This window comes from Spirochaetia bacterium, assembly GCA_022482625.1.
Lineage (GTDB): Bacteria > Spirochaetota > Spirochaetia > Sphaerochaetales > Sphaerochaetaceae > Pleomorphochaeta.
The window spans coordinates 3,044,754-3,062,375 of sequence record JAKVOU010000001.1 but is presented as its reverse complement, the minus strand read 5'-3'; the positions used below and the strand labels follow the sequence as shown (position 1 = coordinate 3,062,375).

At 44.2% G+C, this 17,622-nt stretch carries 17 protein-coding genes and 1 riboswitch; of the genes, 9 read left to right on the top strand and 8 right to left on the bottom strand.

Annotated features, from left to right (window positions below; genetic code table 11):
• Window positions 1-197: 197 nt before the first annotated feature.
• Entirely contained in the window at window positions 198-608 is a 411-nt protein-coding gene (locus LKE40_13895) for an SIS domain-containing protein (GenBank protein MCH3918522.1), read from the bottom strand.
• A 73-nt stretch (window positions 609-681) separates the two neighbouring features.
• Window positions 682-1,065 carry a hypothetical protein gene (locus tag LKE40_13890; GenBank protein ID MCH3918521.1) on the bottom strand — a complete coding sequence of 128 codons (384 nt, stop codon included), beginning with the start codon at window positions 1,063-1,065 and terminating at the stop codon, window positions 682-684.
• Between the two features lie 347 nt (window positions 1,066-1,412).
• Between LKE40_13890 and LKE40_13885 the strand changes: the two genes are divergently transcribed.
• A complete protein-coding gene (locus LKE40_13885; protein MCH3918520.1) occupies window positions 1,413-3,065 on the top strand; it encodes an acetolactate synthase large subunit in 1,653 nt (550 codons plus the stop codon).
• Between the two features lie 19 nt (window positions 3,066-3,084).
• Here the strand turns inward: LKE40_13885 and LKE40_13880 are convergent, their stop codons facing one another.
• The 3 genes from LKE40_13880 to LKE40_13870 are packed head-to-tail and all read right to left on the bottom strand — an operon-like array spanning window position 3,085 to window position 7,302.
• Window positions 3,085-5,238, bottom strand: coding sequence for a glycosyltransferase (locus LKE40_13880; protein ID MCH3918519.1), 2,154 nt, complete (start codon window positions 5,236-5,238; stop codon window positions 3,085-3,087).
• 15 nt (window positions 5,239-5,253) lie between these two features.
• Window positions 5,254-6,318, bottom strand: a complete 1,065-nt coding sequence (locus LKE40_13875) for an NDP-sugar synthase (protein MCH3918518.1) — start codon at window positions 6,316-6,318, stop codon at window positions 5,254-5,256.
• Window positions 6,319-6,330: 12 nt separating this feature from the next.
• Window positions 6,331-7,302, bottom strand: a complete 972-nt coding sequence (locus LKE40_13870; protein MCH3918517.1) for a glycosidase — start codon at window positions 7,300-7,302, stop codon at window positions 6,331-6,333.
• A gap of 421 nt (window positions 7,303-7,723) precedes the next feature.
• Window positions 7,724-7,831: riboswitch (TPP riboswitch) on the top strand.
• 39 nt (window positions 7,832-7,870) lie between these two features.
• On the opposite strand from LKE40_13870, the gene cytX reads away from it, so the two are divergent.
• From cytX to LKE40_13830, 8 genes are all read left to right on the top strand, one after another.
• Complete coding sequence (cytX, locus tag LKE40_13865) at window positions 7,871-9,040, top strand: putative hydroxymethylpyrimidine transporter CytX (protein ID MCH3918516.1); 1,170 nt, start codon at window positions 7,871-7,873, stop codon at window positions 9,038-9,040.
• Window positions 9,022-9,834 carry a hydroxyethylthiazole kinase gene (gene thiM / locus LKE40_13860; protein ID MCH3918515.1) on the top strand — a complete coding sequence of 271 codons (813 nt, stop codon included), beginning with the start codon at window positions 9,022-9,024 and terminating at the stop codon, window positions 9,832-9,834. The genes cytX and thiM overlap by 19 nt, the downstream gene beginning before the upstream one ends.
• Complete coding sequence (gene thiE / locus LKE40_13855; protein MCH3918514.1) at window positions 9,818-10,459, top strand: thiamine phosphate synthase; 642 nt, start codon at window positions 9,818-9,820, stop codon at window positions 10,457-10,459. Before thiM ends, thiE begins: the two co-directional genes overlap by 17 nt.
• A complete protein-coding gene (locus LKE40_13850) occupies window positions 10,444-11,064 on the top strand; it encodes an HAD family phosphatase (protein ID MCH3918513.1) in 621 nt (206 codons plus the stop codon). The genes thiE and LKE40_13850 overlap by 16 nt, the downstream gene beginning before the upstream one ends.
• Complete coding sequence (thiD, locus tag LKE40_13845) at window positions 11,061-11,849, top strand: bifunctional hydroxymethylpyrimidine kinase/phosphomethylpyrimidine kinase (protein ID MCH3918512.1); 789 nt, start codon at window positions 11,061-11,063, stop codon at window positions 11,847-11,849. Before LKE40_13850 ends, thiD begins: the two co-directional genes overlap by 4 nt.
• 572 nt (window positions 11,850-12,421) lie before the next feature.
• Complete coding sequence (locus LKE40_13840) at window positions 12,422-12,904, top strand: type II toxin-antitoxin system RelE/ParE family toxin (GenBank protein MCH3918511.1); 483 nt, start codon at window positions 12,422-12,424, stop codon at window positions 12,902-12,904.
• Window positions 12,870-13,301, top strand: coding sequence for a helix-turn-helix domain-containing protein (locus tag LKE40_13835; protein MCH3918510.1), 432 nt, complete (start codon window positions 12,870-12,872; stop codon window positions 13,299-13,301). Before LKE40_13840 ends, LKE40_13835 begins: the two co-directional genes overlap by 35 nt.
• On the top strand, window positions 13,294-13,671 hold the full coding sequence (locus LKE40_13830; protein MCH3918509.1) for a hypothetical protein: 378 nt from the start codon (window positions 13,294-13,296) through the stop codon (window positions 13,669-13,671). Before LKE40_13835 ends, LKE40_13830 begins: the two co-directional genes overlap by 8 nt.
• Window positions 13,672-13,816: 145 nt before the next feature.
• Here the strand turns inward: LKE40_13830 and LKE40_13825 are convergent, their stop codons facing one another.
• The 3 genes from LKE40_13825 to LKE40_13815 all read right to left on the bottom strand — a co-directional run bounded on the left by LKE40_13825 (window position 13,817) and on the right by LKE40_13815 (window position 17,620).
• The gene (locus LKE40_13825; protein ID MCH3918508.1) at window positions 13,817-14,971 is read right to left on the bottom strand and encodes an iron-containing alcohol dehydrogenase; all 1,155 of its coding nucleotides are present in this window, start codon (window positions 14,969-14,971) and stop codon (window positions 13,817-13,819) included.
• 678 nt (window positions 14,972-15,649) lie between these two features.
• Window positions 15,650-16,288 carry a PucR family transcriptional regulator ligand-binding domain-containing protein gene (locus LKE40_13820; GenBank protein ID MCH3918507.1) on the bottom strand — a complete coding sequence of 213 codons (639 nt, stop codon included), beginning with the start codon at window positions 16,286-16,288 and terminating at the stop codon, window positions 15,650-15,652.
• A 21-nt stretch (window positions 16,289-16,309) separates the two neighbouring features.
• Complete coding sequence (locus tag LKE40_13815) at window positions 16,310-17,620, bottom strand: aminotransferase class III-fold pyridoxal phosphate-dependent enzyme (protein ID MCH3918506.1); 1,311 nt, start codon at window positions 17,618-17,620, stop codon at window positions 16,310-16,312.
• Window positions 17,621-17,622: the final 2 nt, after the last annotated feature.

The following is a 17,622-nucleotide window of genomic DNA, read 5'->3' as shown; positions in this document are numbered from 1 at the left end:
AAATCTTTTTTGGAAACATTAGATTTAGGACCTAGGGATGTATACTTAGCAAAGGGAAAAAACCGACAATATCGAGACACAATATAGTTTCTTACGTAATATACAGCAAGCTAGCCATATATAGATTCCTTTGTAACTTCAGCTTATCAACTTTTCACAAGATACTTTTGCTTTTGTATGATATCACATACTATTTTTCAGTTCAAAGTATTGAGAATATCATCATAGCGCCGGGCCAGGATATCCGGTTGCAAATCTTGCTGTGCATGCTCTTCCTTCTGCAGATCAAACTGCATAAGGATGCTTATAAGATTGATCAAGGCAAAGACGGAGGTAGGAGAATTGGTCAAGCCGAACAATTCAGTGGAAACCAACAGGAACTCATCACAGTCGGCAACAATGGGTGAATACTGACTATCGGTAATGGCAATGACAGGCATACCTATTGATTTGCAAAGCCTAGCCATGGACAAAGTAGGTTTTCCATATGGGGTTATGGTAATGGCAACCAACAGGCTGTCACTCGCAGCAATTGACGATATCTTGCTCAGACTCAGTGAAATATCCTGGAGATCAAGAGCCTCACAGGAACACCCAAGTGAATTCATTCTCCTGGAAAAATAATCGGAGAAAATCCTACTGTCACAGTGTCCCTACGGCATAGATATCATGGGCTCGTTTTCAGCAAGGCAAGATAGCCCGTATCTTCTGCGGACTATTGTATTCAAACATGGTACGCAGTGATTTTATCTCAGCAGTCTCCACTTTGAGGAACAGGTCATCAAAGCTTGAACTTTGCTTGGCCAATACCGACAGACGGCTCTGGGAAGAAAAACTCTTCATAGCCTGGTTCTGCAGTTCTTTCTTCATCTGTAGATAACTGTCACAACCGATGCTTCTTCCATAACTGAGCACCGTAGCTTCGGTAACTTCATTGGCAGAAGCAAATTCCTTCAAAGAAAAAAAACAGGCTTGTAAAAGATTATCCATGATAAAGTCTGAGATTTTCTTCCGCAACGCACTCTGTCCATCATATTCCCCCTTGATCCGTTCCATGATATCCATGCGTCTTCTCCTTTATCATCAGGTATACTGCAAGCACTATGCACAGGTAGCAATGGTAATCCATCATCATGCAAAATGCTAGCCTGTACTTTGATTTTACAGCATCCTTCACGGGATAAGAGACTGTGGGACCGACGATAATGACATATCGTATCTATCAGTATTTTTCTATCCAGGAATGTCTTTTACTGTAATTCTCAAGATGATTTGTCCAATTGTCAAAACTTTTTCATCAAAATTGTCCATATGCAAATCTTCCTTATTGTGTAGCTCCTGCTTTAGTGGTATTTTCCAATTTGTATAGATGTCATCGTGCACCTTGAACCAACAGAAGTCAGGAAGACAATATGGACGGAAACAAGAAAAACACGGCAACGCTTCTGGTAGAATGCCTTGAAGCAGAGGGAGTAAAGTATGTCTTCGGAATCCCAGGAGAAGAAACCCTTGAACTCATGAATGCCCTTGAGAAGTCCACCATTGAATTCATTCCGACAAGACATGAACAAGGTGCAGCATTCATGGCCGATGTCTACGGCAGGCTGACTGGCAAAGCCGGTGTATGTCTCTCCACGCTTGGACCAGGAGCAACAAACCTTGTCACGGGAGTAGCAGATGCCAACATGGATGGGGCCCCGTTGGTAGCCATAACAGGACAAGCTGGGACTGACAGGATGCACCTCACCTCCCATCAGTACGTAGATCTCGTAAAGATGTTTGAACCGATCACGAAAAGATCAAAGGCCGTTGTCCGTCCCGATACCGTCATGGAAATCGTCAGGATAGCCTTCAAGTATGCTGAAAGTGAAAAACCGGGAGCTTCACATATTGATCTTCCTTGCAACATCGCAAAAATGGAAGTAGACGGTCATCCGATGAAAAAGGTTCCAGCCCAGGAAGGACAGGCGACATTCCAATCAATCGAGGAAGCTGCTACCGTCATTTCGCGGGCACAGAAACCTGTCATCCTTGCAGGTTCTTCAGCAGCAAGGAACAATTGCGGTGAAGCAGTGACAAAATTTGCAGAAAAACTGAAGATACCCGTGGTCAATACCATGATGGGAAAAGGCATTATTCCCTGGACGAACAAATATAGCATGTGGTCTTTTGGAATCCCACAGAAAGATTATCCGGATTTGGTTTTCAAGCAGGCTGACCTTGTCATTGCAATCGGTTATGACCTTGTGGAATGTACCCCCATCAAATGGAACCCGGACGGTGACAAGCGCATCATCCATATAGGCCCAGAATCCGCACATATAAACAAACGGTACGAAGCCGAAATAGAAGTCATAGGAAACATAGAAGACTCCCTGCAGGAAATCCAAAGACGTGCCTATAGGAAAGAAGTACCTGAATGGGCATTTGCCATACGAAACCAGATGGTAGCAGAATTTGAAAGCTATGCAGATGATGACAGTTTCCCTATGAAACCACAGAAAATCCTTTACGATGTCAGAAAAGTCATGGATGCAGGATCCATCCTTATCTCTGATGTCGGAGCCCATAAGATGTGGATCGGACGAGAATACAACTGCGAAAGGCCGAATTCCTGCATCATATCAAACGGATTTGCCACCATGGGCATCTCCGTTCCTGGTGCCATCGCCGCAAAGCTGGTCTATCCGGACAAAAAGATCCTCGCTATATGCGGGGACGGCGGGTTCATGATGAACGTACAGGAACTGGAGACTGCCGTTAGATGCAAGACAAATTTCGTTGTCCTTATTCTTACCGATTCAGCCTATGGCCTGATCAAATGGAAACAAGATGAACGCTTCGGGCACCATTGCTATGTGGATTTCACAAATCCTGATTTCGTTGCCCTCGCCAGGGCAATGGGCTGTGAGGGAATGAAGATAGAGAAGTGTAAAGACCTCATTCCATCGCTTGAGAATGCCTTTTCCATGGACAAGCCAGTTATCATCGACTGTCCTGTCGACTACAGCGAGAACATGAAACTCACTGAGCATCTGAAGAAACTGACAGAAGGAAAACTATAAGGAACAGCCAAAGATTCCTTTACTTTCTTTCTCCATGCCACCAAAACCAAGCCAACTGCCAGCTCAAGATACTCTCTGCCCCTTGGTTTTGGTTCACTCCATGGGCTTCCAAGCCATCAAAGCAACCACCTTCATTTCCATCGGCAAGCGGCAGTCCAAGCAGGTTTTTCCCTGCAAACCATAGCAGACAGGTCTTTGCCAGTTCATGGTAACGAACCTGACGCGTAACATCATATGCAGTAAGACATAGCTGAACCATTCCGGCTGCTTCGACAGGTTGCTGGTCATAAAGTGCAGGTTCAGATCCTCTGTGACACCATCCTTTACAGCCTACAGTCGAAAAGAATCCATCCCGCACGGTCAGCTTGATAAGGAAATCACACGAATCAGTTGCAACAGCAAGGAATTTTTTCATACCTGTGGTCCGATAGGCTTCGAAAAGAGCCAACGGCAATATGGCATTGCAGTAGGTTACTTCATCTTCAAACCATCTCCATGAATCGGAATATGTACGGGTATAGGCTGCAACCAAATCCTGCGCCAATGCTACAAGTATAGGAGATTCTGCTTTTACATTCCTATGTGCAAGTCCTATTATGCTATAGGCCTTGGCTCGAATGGCAGTGACTTTGCTAATTGAGGAAAAAGCTTGCTGAAACAAAGTGTTACAGACTTCAGTAACCGAACCCGGTAGCCAAGAAGCAATGCTGAGGGTCCCCAAGACCCACAGGCACCTGCCGAAACAATCCTGAGAACCGCACTCTCCAAGAAATTTCCGGTCATATCCCATGAAGTTTCTGAACCATCCATCCTTATAGGCATATGCGACAAATGCAAGATACTTTTGGACCAAGACCAGTATCCGTTCATCCTTTTTTCCCTTATAACGCAGAGCAGCAAGAAGCAATGCCCTGACATTGTCATCAGTCGTATACCCTTCATGGAGATTAGGAACCGTAAGGATTCCATGCTGAAACATACCGGTATCATCGCTCATCCTGAACAGGCACCGGTCAGAGGGACATACAGACAGCAGTTTTTCCATAGCCAAGACATGGGCAAAGACTTCTTTGTACCTGCGGGCGACAGTCCCCCACGTCATATTCTTTCCAAATTCAGCCATCTTCTGCTCCATATCAAGTCTTTGCTGCTGATGGTCAAGCAACTGCAGCAAAGCCCGTGCCAAGGAATCCGGATCAGCAAAATCAGCAAGTATCCCTCGCCCATCTGCCAGAAGCTCCTGTGCATATGGATAGGAAGTGGACACAATGGCTTTTCCACATCCGGCTGCATATGCCAGTGTCCCGCTCACAGCCTGCTCACGTCCTAGATAAGGTGTCATATATATGTCACTGAGCAAAAGGAGACGTACCAGATCCTCTTGGGAAAAATATCTGTCAATGAACCGTACATTATTCTTAAGCCCTTTGTCAGCTACCATTTGTTCAAGTTTCCTTCGATATTGCTCGCCTTCCTTTTCTCTGACGACAGGATGTGTCTGACCGGCAATGATATACAAGGCTTCCGGATGTTCCTTGACAACGCTTGCCATAGCCATAATGCCATATTCGATGCCTTTTCCTTCACTAAGCAATCCGAAAGTACTGACAACAGTCTTTCCTTTCATACCATATCTTTGCTTCAATACTGTTCTTGAGGGATATCCCTCGTGAGAAGGAACGCCATGGTGTATTACATGGACCTTGGTCTTTGGTACTCCGTATACCTTTGCAAGCATGTGGCGTGAATTGGAAGCCATTGTCACGACAGCAGCACTCGACCTGCAAAGAGACGCAAGAATATCACGCTGCTGTTTCGATGGATGGGCAAGCACGGTATGCAGCGTCGTAATTATAGGTAATCTACTTTCTTTGGCCAAAGTAAGGACAGCTTCTCCGTCATTGGCTCCATACAGGCCATATTCATGTTCTATGACCAGTACTTCATAACCCGAGGCGTTGATCCAAGCTGCAGCTTTTTGATAGCTTTCAGCATCGTGATGTTCTATTATATGGACAACATCCCCGTCATAACCGACAGTACCGTCACCCAAAGCAACGATACCTATTTCAACCGATGGTTCCTGTTGGCGAAGATTTGCAACCAAATCCTGAGTAAATGTTGCAATACCACATTTTCGTGGTGGATATGAACTGACAATAAGTAACTTCATTTTTCTCCCCTGTCCTTATTCTATATTCAGGAATGCAGCAACATTCTCGGCAGTATCGGTAATCTGGGAAGATTTCACATCACCAAAGACATCTTCCAAACCATCGATACGGCAAGAAGGTGTAACTATGGAACCAAAGGTCTGCTCATTTCGTCCAAGATGTACATTTTCCCATAAGAGTGATCGACCGACGCGGCAACCGCTTGGAATATGGCAGTTGTCTCCGATGCATGCATAGGGACCGATTACTGCTCCCGGTCCAATCTGTACATTTTTTCCTATATAGACGGGTCCCCGCATCATATCGTTCTGATAGGTAGTTGCAATGCCATTGCAGTATACCTGCTGGCTACGGTAATCTACTTCCGGAATTCTGTATAAACCTTTCATGATATCTGCATGTACCCTCAGATAATCTTCAGGATTACCGATGTCACGCCAATAGGACCGAATCGGATAAACTGCAATTTTCTTTCCCCTTTCCAACAATAAAGGAAAGACATCCCGCTCCACAGAAACTGCCTGATTTCGGGCAATAAGTGAAATGACTTCCGGGGAAAAGATATAAGTACCTGCGTTGATAAGATGACTTGAAGTTTCTCCTGCCTGTGGTTTCTCAATGAACCTATGGGCATATCCATCCCGTTGTTCAATAACACCAAAAGACCTGACGTCTTCCACCCTTTTCACGGCAATGGTAACATCAGCATGCATCTGTCTATGGCAACGTGCCATCTTCGCCAAATCTATGCCTTCCAATATATCAGCATTGAACACAAAAAAATCATCACTCAGTCCTGCCGCAGCATTCCTGATAGCGCCGCCGGTACCCAACGGAGATAGTTCTTTCTTTATAAGAACCTGCATTCCTTTGATCGGATGTTGACTAAAGTAGGTTTCGATGATATCAGACTTGTATCCAGTACTCAAAATGGCACGCCGGATACCGGATCTCGCTGCACGACCAAGCTTCCTTTCCAACAAAGGCCTGTTCATTATCGGTACCATCGGCTTGACCGTCGTATACGTCAGCGGTCTGAGTCTCGTACCTTTTCCTCCTACAAGATATATTGCGTCCATAGCTCTCTCCTTCTAAAGACATTCATACGAGTTGCTGCATTTCATTACATACTCAAGCACATCTGACAACTTGGCTGTTGCCAGACATATGCTTGTATCTGCAGCTCCATAGTAAATAGACAATTCATCATTCTTTTCATCATGGATCCAACCGCAGGGAAACACGACATCAGGAACATCCCCGTTCTTTTCGTATCGTTCCCTTGGGCCAAATACCCATCCGGCACTTCGTTTCAGAACCTTGCTGGGATTATCCAAATCAAGCAAGGCAAGTCCCAGACGATAAATATATCCGGCAGCAGTTCCCTTTACTCCATGATAGATAAACAACCAGCCTTCCTTGGTCTCAAGCGGCGGAGTACATAGACCGACCTTTGCAGAATCCCACCAGCTTCCTGGGCGCGTAGGCAACAGGATATGATGGTCTCCCCAGTCCTTGAGATTTTCCGAATAGGAAATCCAGATATGTGAACCATGTTCGATAGGTCGATGTATCAAGGCCCATCTGCCGAAAATCCGTTTCGGAAAAAGTGCAGCATCCTTGTCCTCTGGAGGCATGATGGAAATCCTGTCTCCAAAATTGATGAAATCGGTAGTAAGGGCAAGCCGGACCATAGGGCCGGAAGATGAAAAACCAGTATAGACCACTGCATATTTTTCCAATTCCTCAATATAGGTAATACGAGGATCTTCTACTCCCCAATTTTCCTCCGGACAGTCCTGCAAAGGAAAAAGGACAGGCTTGGGAAAGATATCCCACTCATCTTTTCCATTGGTACTGATTGCCCGTGACAAATGAGAAAAACCTCTTCGGTCCTCAGCTCTTGCCAAGAGCAAGACTTTGCCGTCATAGGCCACGGCACCGGGATTGAACACGGTGTTGACCGAGTATGGCCAATCGGTAGCAGTAAGAATCGGATTACCTTTCCAGCGCGTAAACAGTTCTCGGAAATCCCTTCCAGGACGTATGGTTCTGCTTGACATGATAGTACACCTCCAGTTCAGCAATGATAGGAATAAAAAAGGCATTGATGCCGAGGGAACTTATGTTCGTATAATCGTAGAGGATATATTCACTTTCCAGATCATGGTCATACTTGTATCGGATCTTATAAACCAAGAACCCACACACATCCATGCAACACATCTGTGTTGCTCAACTACATATATGCAACACATTCTGTCAACTTAAATATAACAAAAGATAGCCAAATGGTCAAATCAACACACATAGCAACAAAAATAATACATTACAACCAAAACAAATCAATTTTGTTGCGCAATATCCTTGTTGTTTGTCGTGTTGCACCTTACAAACAGCTGTAGCATACCGATATAAAATTTACTGTTTGCGACAGGGTCTTGATAAAAAGAACTGTTGTCTGTAGCATAAGCCATAGATTTATATTTTGTGCAGGGGAGTCTGTGTCAGCAGGCTGAGAGGAGGTCTTCAACCTCGACCCTAGAACCTGATTTGGTCAATACCAACGGAGGGAGCCTGCTGACTGCATCTTTTGTATTCCAAAATTCAGGGAGTATAAAGGATGTATCCATGAAAAAAATTCCTCTGGTTTGGTTCGGAGCTGCAGTTTCAATAGCAGAAATCATGACAGGAACCCTTCTTGCCCCTCTGGGATGGCACAAGGGCATATTTGTCATCATCATCGGTCATCTGATAGGCTGTCTATTGATGTACCTTGTCGGCCTGATAGGTACGCAGACAGGAATGGGAACGATGGACAGTACATCATTGTCCTTTGGAAAAATCGGGAGCCGTATATTTGCAGGCTTCAATGCTTTGCAACTGGTCGGGTGGACAGGAATCATGATCTACAGCGGAGCAAGTGCCGCCCAACTTTTGCTCCCACGCTTAGGTTATGCAATATGGGCCAGCGCAATCGCACTCCTTATCCTCGTATGGCTCATTGCATACTTCAAGGAACCTGGCATCCTGCCTACGGTCACCATGGCATTGCTGTTCATTCTGACCATCATAGCCAGCCGGACAGTCTTCACGACCACAAGAGGCATGTTGCCTATAGACAATTCAATTACAATCTGGTCAGGGCTCGAACTGTCGATAGCCATGCCTTTGTCATGGCTCCCTTTGATCGGAGACTATACCAGCGAAGAAAAAGCAAATGAAAAGATTCCTCTCGCCAGTGCCATCGTCTACTTTGCCGCAAGCTCATGGATGTATCTTCTCGGACTTGGCTGTGCAATGCATGAGGGAAGCAGCGACTTTGCTCTCATTTTGAAAAACAGCGGACTTCCGGTAGCCGGTGTCCTTGTCATCGTGCTCTCAACTGTCACGACTACTTATCTTGACGCTTATTCCTGTGGCATTTCCTTGAAGACCTTTGACTTCAGAGAGCGCCCTTCTGCCATCATCTGTACTGCAATAGGACTGCTCTTGGCACTGAGTGTACCTTCAGGAAGCCTGGAACCTTTTCTTTATGCAATCAGCTCAATTTTTGTACCTATGGCTGCAATTCAGATTACGGATTATTTCATCCTTAGAAAAAACGCATCCAGGGTACTTCTTGAGGGCCCCTCTTTGGTAGTTTTCTTGGCAGGTCTCCTGCTCTATCACTATCTGTTGCATATCAATTGTGCACTCGGCATGTCTATTCCTGTACTTATCATCACGTCAGTACTGGAAATATGTACTGAAAAATTACTATCACTGAAGGAGAAAAACAAATGCTTGCAGAAACAGTAAGGAAAAAGAAGCCTTTGGTCCACTGCATCACAAACTATGTCACAGTCCATGAAGTGGCAAACATACTGCTTTCAATCGGGGCTTCCCCTACCATGGCAGACTGTGAGAAGGAAGTAGCAGAAATCGCAACAATGGCTGATGCCTTATACCTCAACATCGGTACAGCAAATGAAGCCATCATCAACAACATGCTCAAGGCCGGCAAAGCAGCAAATGCAGCAGGGAAGCCCATTGTACTTGACCCTGTCGGTATCGGTGCTTCGACTTTCAGACGTGAATCAGTCCGAAAGTTGCTTTGTGAACTTAAAATCAGCGCAATCAGAGGAAATGCTTCTGAAATCAAGGCAATTGCGGCAGGAACTACTTCAACACGGGGAGTAGATGCAGACGAAGGTGACAAGATCGAGGATGCCTCGCTTGACAGGACGATACAGCAGGCAAAAACACTTGCCTCCAAACTTGGTTGCATCATTGCCATAAGCGGCAAGATTGATATCGTTTCCGATGGAGTACGGACTGCAATCCTCAGGAACGGAGATGCCATGATGTCCTCCATCACAGGAACCGGCTGCATGGTCACTGCAGTCATTGCAGCCTACCTAGCTTCAGGAAACGATCCTTTCGGTGCAACTCTAACAGCAATCACACAGATGAATGTTGCAGGTGAAATAGCGAAGGAACTGTCGGACGAAGGAGAAGGCAATGCTTCCTATGGTATCCATCTCATCGACAGCATCGGGTTGATTGATGAAAAGGTTCTGAATCGGAGGGCACATTATGAAATCATTGGCTGACAGCTTGCTGCTGTATGGAATAACAGACAGAAGCTGGTTGAACGGGAAAAAACTGGAAGAAGCTGTGGAAGAGGCCTTGTCCGGTGGTATTACAATGTTACAGGTAAGGGAAAAGGCACTGGACTTTGACCAATACGTGGCAGAGGCAAAAAGTCTTGCAAGACTTTGTCATCGGTATGGAGTACCTTTGGTCGTCAACGATGAACTTGACGTTGCACTGGCAGCAAAAGCAGATGGGCTTCACGTAGGTCAGAGTGACCTTGAATGCAGCAGAGCAAAAAAGGAACTTCCTTCTTCAATGATCCTGGGAGTCTCGGCCTCCACTATCGAACAATCATTGCAGGCAGAAACAAACGGTGCCGATTACCTTGGGGTCGGAGCGGTCTTTCCTACCTCGACAAAGGCAGATGCATCCCACCTGTCACCAGATATATTGCAGTCCATCTGTCACGCAGTGACAATTCCGGTCGTCGGTATCGGGGGCATTACAAAGGAAAACATTCCACAACTTGAAGGCTGTGGAATTGCCGGCGTAGCAATTGTCAGTGCTATCTTTGCACAGAAACATATAAAGGAAGCAACCGAAGAACTTAGAAAGGAGGTTACACGGTGTTTGACGCAGTAATTTTTGATGCTGATGGCACATTGCTCGATTCTCTTTGGATCTGGAACAGCATTACGGTAAATCTGCTCAAGGCAAAGGGAATCGTTCCACCAGTGGACATCAATGCTATCCTGGCTGAAAAAAGTGTTGAGGAGGGTATCATCTACCTTCTTGATCGTTTCAAGCTCGATGAAACCAAGCAGAGCATGCAGGTCTGGTATGACAAGACCTTGCAGCAATGGTACGGGGAAAAAGTCAAGCTGCTTCCGCATGCAGAAGAGGTCCTTGCTTTCTTGAAAGACAGACAGATAGAGATATTTGTTGCAAGTGCCACGGACCGCCCCCTGTTGGAAGCTTGCTTTTCAAACAATGGTATCCTTCCTTTGCTTTCCGGTATTGTCAGTGAGAAAGAGATCGGCATTCCAAAAAGGGAACCGGCCTTTTACAGTGAGACTGCAAGAAGATTGCACTTGGACAGGACCGGCAGCCTGGTAGTTGAAGATGCAGTACACGCTGCGACGAGTGCCATGAAGGCCGGCTTTGCTACGGTTCACATAGGAACTGGAAAACTTGATGGAGTTCCTTACAATATCACAGATCTCAGAGAATTGGAGGCAATAGTATGAAAACAGTACTCGCAATAGCCGGAAGCGATTGCAGCGGTGGCGCAGGAATAGAAGCAGACTTAAAGACCATGCTGGCAAATGGTGTATTCGGCATGAGTGTCATTACTGCAGTAACGGCACAGAATACAATGGGTGTCCAGAAAATCGAAGAAATTTCCCCTGCATCGGTAGGCGCACAGATAGACAGTGTCTTTTCTGATATACGGCCGGATGCTGTAAAGATTGGCATGGTTGCTTCAGCGCCACTTATTTGCACGATAGCAGAAAGACTTACAGCTTACAAAGCAAAGAACATCGTATTGGATCCTGTAATGATTGCGACCAGCAAAGGCAGATTGCTGCAGGAAGATGCAGTCGGCACGCTTATAGACAAGTTGCTGCCAATGGCAGACATCATTACACCGAACTTGTTCGAAGCAGCCGTACTCTCAGGTCTTGAAATACACAATAAAGAAGAAATGGAACAAGCTGCTCAAATCATTGCTGAAAAAACAAAGATGGCAGTATTGGTCAAAGGAGGTCATTTGGAAGACAGGGCCGACGACCTGCTCTGGTACAAGGGACAACCACTTTGGCTTACCTCCCCGATGGTAGACAATCCCAACACCCATGGTACCGGCTGTACCCTTTCCAGTGCCATCGCCTCGTATCTTGCAAGGGGACTGAGTCTGCAGGAAGCCACAAAAGAGGCAAAGACCTATGTGTACGGGGCAATTGCAGCAAAGCTTGACCTAGGGCATGGCAGGGGACCGCTTGACCATGGCTACAGAGGGATCAAAAGATAGCAACAGGTTTCAGATACTCTTATATACCGGTTCCCCTTCTGCCATCTTCAAGCAATTGAAAAGCATGCTGATTTATGCCAGACAGGAATAATAGTCCAATTCGTCTTATCCTTTCTTTGCAGTATAGTTCCTGTGATATCATAGGATAATCCAACAAGTCTTCATGTATAAAGAATTGGTCAAATACCTTGTCCTTCATATAGGTAATTCCTTGTCAATTAATTCAATAATCTTATTCATTATCCTGTCTTTTTAGTTTAATTTCCATCGACGGTTACTTTTACAAAGGAATATATCATGTCAGTTCCATTGCATCAGGAAACGCCGATGCACTTATGTATTCAGAACTTTTGTATTTGGAATTCCAGTCCAAGTTAAAATCATCGATCGACCTACCACCAGAAAAATTTATACCATCACAACAAAAGCAGGTAAAACAAATGTTAGATAGATGCCACCAAAAGGTACAAAAAAACAACTTGTTAGTTTTGTAGGTTATATATGATAACTGATCATTTGTAGCAGTTTCCCTAAAAAGTAGTAATTTGTTTTGATTTGGAGTCAATAAGGAAATGGACGAAAATTTGACAAAAGTTAATGTTTATGTTAACTTTGAGATTGAACTTTGGACAAAAGATTTTATTTTTGTAGTCTATGGTTGCGATGAAAATTTAAAAGGAAAAATCAAAAAGTACAAAACTCTTGTTTATGACTTTCCTGATGAACAATTTGAAGATTCAAAACAACGAAAAAAAGTATTTGCTGTTTTGAATGCTATTAACACAGATCCTCTGAATTACTGTAATGAAGAAAAATTCAAGCCTCTGGAAGAAAAGGTTTGGGAGATAAAATGTCATCAATTGAGGATTGCATGCATATGGTGTCCTAAACCAAAGAAATTAGTTGCAATATATGGGATTATAAAGAAAGTTCAAAAATGGCCTAAAAAAGAACTACAAAATATGAGAAATCAACGAGATAAATATTTGAATGAAATGAATTGTATAAAGGAAAACAAACATGGGCGGATTGACAAAATTCAAAGAGGACTTTAATGCCTTGGACAATGATATGGATGTTAAAAAAATGACATTCAGAAACGTTGTTACTGGCGAATTTTATAAGTGGATGTTACGAAATAATTTAAAAAAAATTGATATAGCAGAAAAACTAGGAAAATCAAAAGCAGCTGTAACCTCTCTTCTTTCTGGTGATCGAAATCTCACACTTGATAAACTTGTTGAATTATCAGATGTAATTGGATGCAAGCCATATTTTTGTCTTATTGACAAAAATATGAATATACGAAGTCCATATATTGTTACAGCTTTCCAATGGGAACATACAGAAAAAACTACAGTTGATATTGCTAATTTAGAAGTTGCACATGAAGAATCTTCAAAATTTAGTTATTATAGTATCAGCAATCACGTGGAGAAAGAAAATGACTAATGTTATTGATTTTTCAATGATAAAATCATCTTTTGAAGTAAAAAAGAGATTTATACCTGGTAATAAATATGAAGTACAAATGAATACGGCTATTTCTGTTCCAAAGGACAAAGGAAAAACAGAAACAACTATTAAATATAATTGTTCTTTTCTTCATGATAAAAAAGTTGATGCAACAATTGAAATTTTTTATATAGCAAGCATAAAAACTGATGAAACTTTCAAAGACGTGCAACAGAAAAATGATACAGTTCTTAATTGTATTTCGTTGGTTTTAGAAGCAACTTTATGCAACGATGTAAATCAGATTCTAAGTAAAATGAGGTTTCCTCCAATTCCATTGATCTCATTTATCAAGACTTCAAAATAATTCAGATTCTATAAAAATACGTCTGAAAAGCATTCAATATCAATATTTCTCTTGTCATAATTGTGCATGAAATCAAAAGGATAAGTATCCAAGTAAAAAAAAGCATCGGTAATCAACCCGATGCTTTTTTCTTCTATAGTTTCCCTTACATAGTCGCACGCCTATACATTGCAAGGATATCACTCTTGGAAAGTGACTTACGGGTATTTGAAGGACTTCCGCTTGCAAGTGCATCACCGGCCATCTTGTCACTCAAGGCTTCAAATCTATCCATATCCAGTCCATATTCCCTGGTAGTCGGGATTTCAACAGCCTTGATCAATTCCTTGAGAGCATCGATGAACTTATGCGCAGCATGCTCATCATCAAGGTTCTTGCCTGCAGCACCGATCTGCCGTGCAATTTCAGCAAAACGGCCATAGCAACCGTCAAGCACATAGTCCAGGCAGGTCACAATCAACATGGCATTCGAAACACCATGAGGAACATGAAACAAAGCCCCGATAGGGCGTGACATGCCATGCACGACGGTAACGGAGGAATTGTTGATGCAGATACCTGCCTCATATGCAGCAATTGCCATTTCGTCATGTGCTTCTGCATCATTTTTGTCCTTATATGACCGTGGAAGGTATGTGAAGATACGCTTGATGGCTGACAAGGCAAGGATATCGGTCATAGGAGTGGCCTTCTTTGAAGTATATGCTTCGACCGCGTGCGTAAGGGCATCGATTCCGGTCGCTGCAACGACACTCTTCGGTGCACCATAGGTCAACTTCGGGTCTACCACTGCAAGATCAGGAAGCAAGGCCTCACCTTTAAGCAACATCTTTACATCTGATGCTGTATCTGTTATGACGGTAAACTTCGTAACCTCACTGCCAGTCCCTGCTGTCGTAGGTATCAACACCAAAGGTGGCAGGTTCCCAACGATTTCCTTTCCTGCATAATCAGGAATCCTTCCATCAAGTACGCTCATGGCTGCACAGGCCTTAGCACTGTCAAGAGGAGAACCGCCACCGATTCCTATTATGAAGTCGCATTTCTCTGCCTTATAGGCAGAAACCGCCATTTCTACCATTTTATCCGTCGGTTCACCGGTTATTTCATTGAATATTGAATACCGGATTGATTTTTGTTCCAGTAAATCAGCAAGCATCCTGATGATTCCGGATGCCGTGATATGCTTTCCTGTAATGATAAGGGCCTTGGATCCCAAGGCAGCAATTTTTCCGGCAGCATCTTCAAGTGCGTTTTCACCCATGACAGCGCATCCTGCAGTAGTGAATTGTGTTGACATATCGTACTTTCCTTTGCAAGACAATGAAAAAAGACAGACTGCCTTTTATGCTGTTGTCTTTCCTTTCCTGAAGTGTATAGATTCAGCTTATACCCGTCAATCAAATCGTCTGTCACACATTCCAAAGGACCATGTGCAGATGCACTCCACTCAGAACAGATCCCTTATCGCAAATGCAATTACATAACGGACCTTATCATCCAGGCTCAGCAGATTGCAGCCTGTAATGTGTTCAATCTTCTTGACTTGGTTTGCAACTGTGTTGCGATGTATGGATATCCGCTCTGCGACGGCGGCGGGAGAGCCGTTGCAACCCTAGATATATCTGCAGGAATTCCGTAAGTTTCGTATGGTTCTTGGCATCATAGTTTTCCAGCGGCTTCAAGATTTCATCATAGTACTCCCTGCAAGCAAGTCTTGTCTTTCACGTCCAGAAGCAGTTTGTAGAAATCAAGGTCAGTATGAAACACCAGCCTTTTTCCTTTGTTTCACCGCCATGTAGTTTGCCTTGACAGATTTTTCAAAGTTGACCAACTGATTGTCATATCCCTGGGCAATGTCAGAAACACCACAGAACAGATGGTAGCGTCGGCTGTATTTCTCTGCAGTTGCCCTTGATGCTTCAGAGCAGAACTTACGTACTTTATCAAAATTCCCTCAGTAAGTACACATATGATGTTATTCTCGTAAGTCAGCCAGATGATATTGATTTTCTTTTGTCCGGCAAGTTGCTCGAAAGAGGCGCTTCATTGCCCTGATATTTTCCTGATGCCGGTCATTGTCAACGCTTTCCACGGTAATGTTCACATAAGAGAACTTGCTGTCCGTGACATAGCCGAACCGTTGCATGGCCTTGATGCTTTCCTGCCTGTCACCTGTCTTGAATATAAGGTTCTTCATTGACATGGCAACATTTCTTTCTACTTTCTCATTGTGGATGATCCTACGGGAAAAATAGCGCGTGATATCCACAAGCCTTGACTGCCAAGGTACGGAAAACAATGGAAACCCTACTTCATTGCAGTATTTGATTACATCATCATCAACTCCTTTTATATATGGACCGATATTCACGAACAATGCAGCTGCATTTGCCTTGTAAAGTGTCTTGACAAAATCCAACAGCCAGTCAGGACGGTCATTGAGATACCCGGCAGTGAACACCATTTCATTGCCACGCAGGAACTCGGAGACTTCGATGCTCTCCACCATGTGGACCCATTCCACGGTATGTTCAAGACCATCCTGGCCAGCAAGCAGGCTAAGGTTAAATGACGATATTGCATTATGATATAGATTACCGACTGTAAGTGACATATAACCTCATTCCGGTGCCATCTAGATTTCCTTCAGTACTTCTTCCAGTTTCACCAGTTCTTCCTTGAGCTGTTCGACGGTAATGATAAGCGGAGGATTCACGAAGATCATGTTTTCATGAGAATAGGTCATGAAACCCTTTGCTTTCAATTTGCCGACAATCTTAGCCATGACTCCGTCAGGATCATACCCATACTCAACCAATGGCTGATGAGTCTTCTTGTCCTTTACCAGTTCAAGGGAAGAGAACAGCCCTATATGGCGCACTTCACCCACGCAGTCATACTTTGCTGCAATCTCATCAAGCCGCCTGGCCAGATATGCACCGGATTTCTTGACATTCCCTGCAATGTGTGCGTCTTCATAATAGTTGACACAGGCAACGCCTGCTGCACAGGCAAGGGGATGTCCGCTATAGGTCAGGCCGCAGGAAAGCAGATGGTCATCGAAGTATGCAGCAATCTTAGAGGAAACCGCCACGCCACCCAAGGGCACATATCCACAGGTCACACCCTTGGCGAACGTCACGATGTCAGGAACAATGCCAAAGTTTTCGAAAGCAAAGCATGTCCCTGTACGGTACCAGCCAGCCATGACTTCGTCGCATATCATCAATATACCGTATTTGTCACAAAGTGCGCGAACACCTTTCAAGTAACCCTTCGGTGGTATGATCACACCGTTGGAACCCGTGACTGTCTCCATCACGATTGCCGCAATGGCAGCTCTGCCTTCATACTGTATCTGTTCTTCAAGTTTGGAAATATAATATGCAGAAGCATCTTCTTCACTTGCAAACGGAATCTTCTCATGGTAGAGATACGGGTCAAAGAACTTGATGAATCCCGGGACTCCCGGTTCAAGTGCAAATCTCCTCGGCTCGCCGGTAAGGTTACCGGCGCCGAAGGATGAACCATGGTAACTCCGGTACCGGCTCATGATCTTGTTCCTGCCCGTATACATACGGGCAATCTTTATGGCATTTTCATTCGCATCGGCTCCGGCATTCGTAAAAAACACCTTCCCAAAACTCTCCGGTAGAAGCGAGATAATCTTTTTGGCTAGTGTCGCACGGGAAATATCCGCATAGCCGGGTCCGACAAAGCAGTATTGGTCGACCTTGGCTTTGATGGCATCCCCGATTGCCTTGTTGCCGAAACCCACATTCAGGTTCACAAGCTGGGAAGACATATCAGTATACCTGTTGCCTTCATAGTCCCAGAAATAAATTCCCTCCGCCTTTTTCACGGCAAGGGGATTTATGTTTGCCTGCTTGCTCCATGACTGGAGGTTGTATTTCTTCTGCGTCTCTGAGATTTCTTTTCCTGTCATTT

Bases quoted from the DNA above. Each gene is read 5' to 3' on its own strand.
- LKE40_13895 (MCH3918522.1), bottom strand. From the start codon at position 608: ATGAATTCACTTGGGTGTTCCTGTGAGGCTCTTGATCTCCAGGATATT.
- LKE40_13890 (MCH3918521.1), bottom strand. From the start codon at position 1,065: ATGGATATCATGGAACGGATCAAGGGGGAATATGATGGACAGAGTGCG.
- LKE40_13885 (MCH3918520.1), top strand. From the start codon at position 1,413: ATGGACGGAAACAAGAAAAACACGGCAACGCTTCTGGTAGAATGCCTT.
- LKE40_13880 (MCH3918519.1), bottom strand. From the start codon at position 5,238: ATGAAGTTACTTATTGTCAGTTCATATCCACCACGAAAATGTGGTATT.
- LKE40_13875 (MCH3918518.1), bottom strand. From the start codon at position 6,318: ATGGACGCAATATATCTTGTAGGAGGAAAAGGTACGAGACTCAGACCG.
- LKE40_13870 (MCH3918517.1), bottom strand. From the start codon at position 7,302: ATGTCAAGCAGAACCATACGTCCTGGAAGGGATTTCCGAGAACTGTTT.
- cytX (MCH3918516.1), top strand. From the start codon at position 7,871: ATGAAAAAAATTCCTCTGGTTTGGTTCGGAGCTGCAGTTTCAATAGCA.
- thiM (MCH3918515.1), top strand. From the start codon at position 9,022: ATGCTTGCAGAAACAGTAAGGAAAAAGAAGCCTTTGGTCCACTGCATC.
- thiE (MCH3918514.1), top strand. From the start codon at position 9,818: ATGAAATCATTGGCTGACAGCTTGCTGCTGTATGGAATAACAGACAGA.
- thiD (MCH3918512.1), top strand. From the start codon at position 11,061: ATGAAAACAGTACTCGCAATAGCCGGAAGCGATTGCAGCGGTGGCGCA.
- LKE40_13840 (MCH3918511.1), top strand. From the start codon at position 12,422: ATGGACGAAAATTTGACAAAAGTTAATGTTTATGTTAACTTTGAGATT.
- LKE40_13835 (MCH3918510.1), top strand. From the start codon at position 12,870: ATGGGCGGATTGACAAAATTCAAAGAGGACTTTAATGCCTTGGACAAT.
- LKE40_13830 (MCH3918509.1), top strand. From the start codon at position 13,294: ATGACTAATGTTATTGATTTTTCAATGATAAAATCATCTTTTGAAGTA.
- LKE40_13825 (MCH3918508.1), bottom strand. From the start codon at position 14,971: ATGTCAACACAATTCACTACTGCAGGATGCGCTGTCATGGGTGAAAAC.
- LKE40_13820 (MCH3918507.1), bottom strand. From the start codon at position 16,288: ATGTCACTTACAGTCGGTAATCTATATCATAATGCAATATCGTCATTT.
- LKE40_13815 (MCH3918506.1), bottom strand. From the start codon at position 17,620: ATGACAGGAAAAGAAATCTCAGAGACGCAGAAGAAATACAACCTCCAG.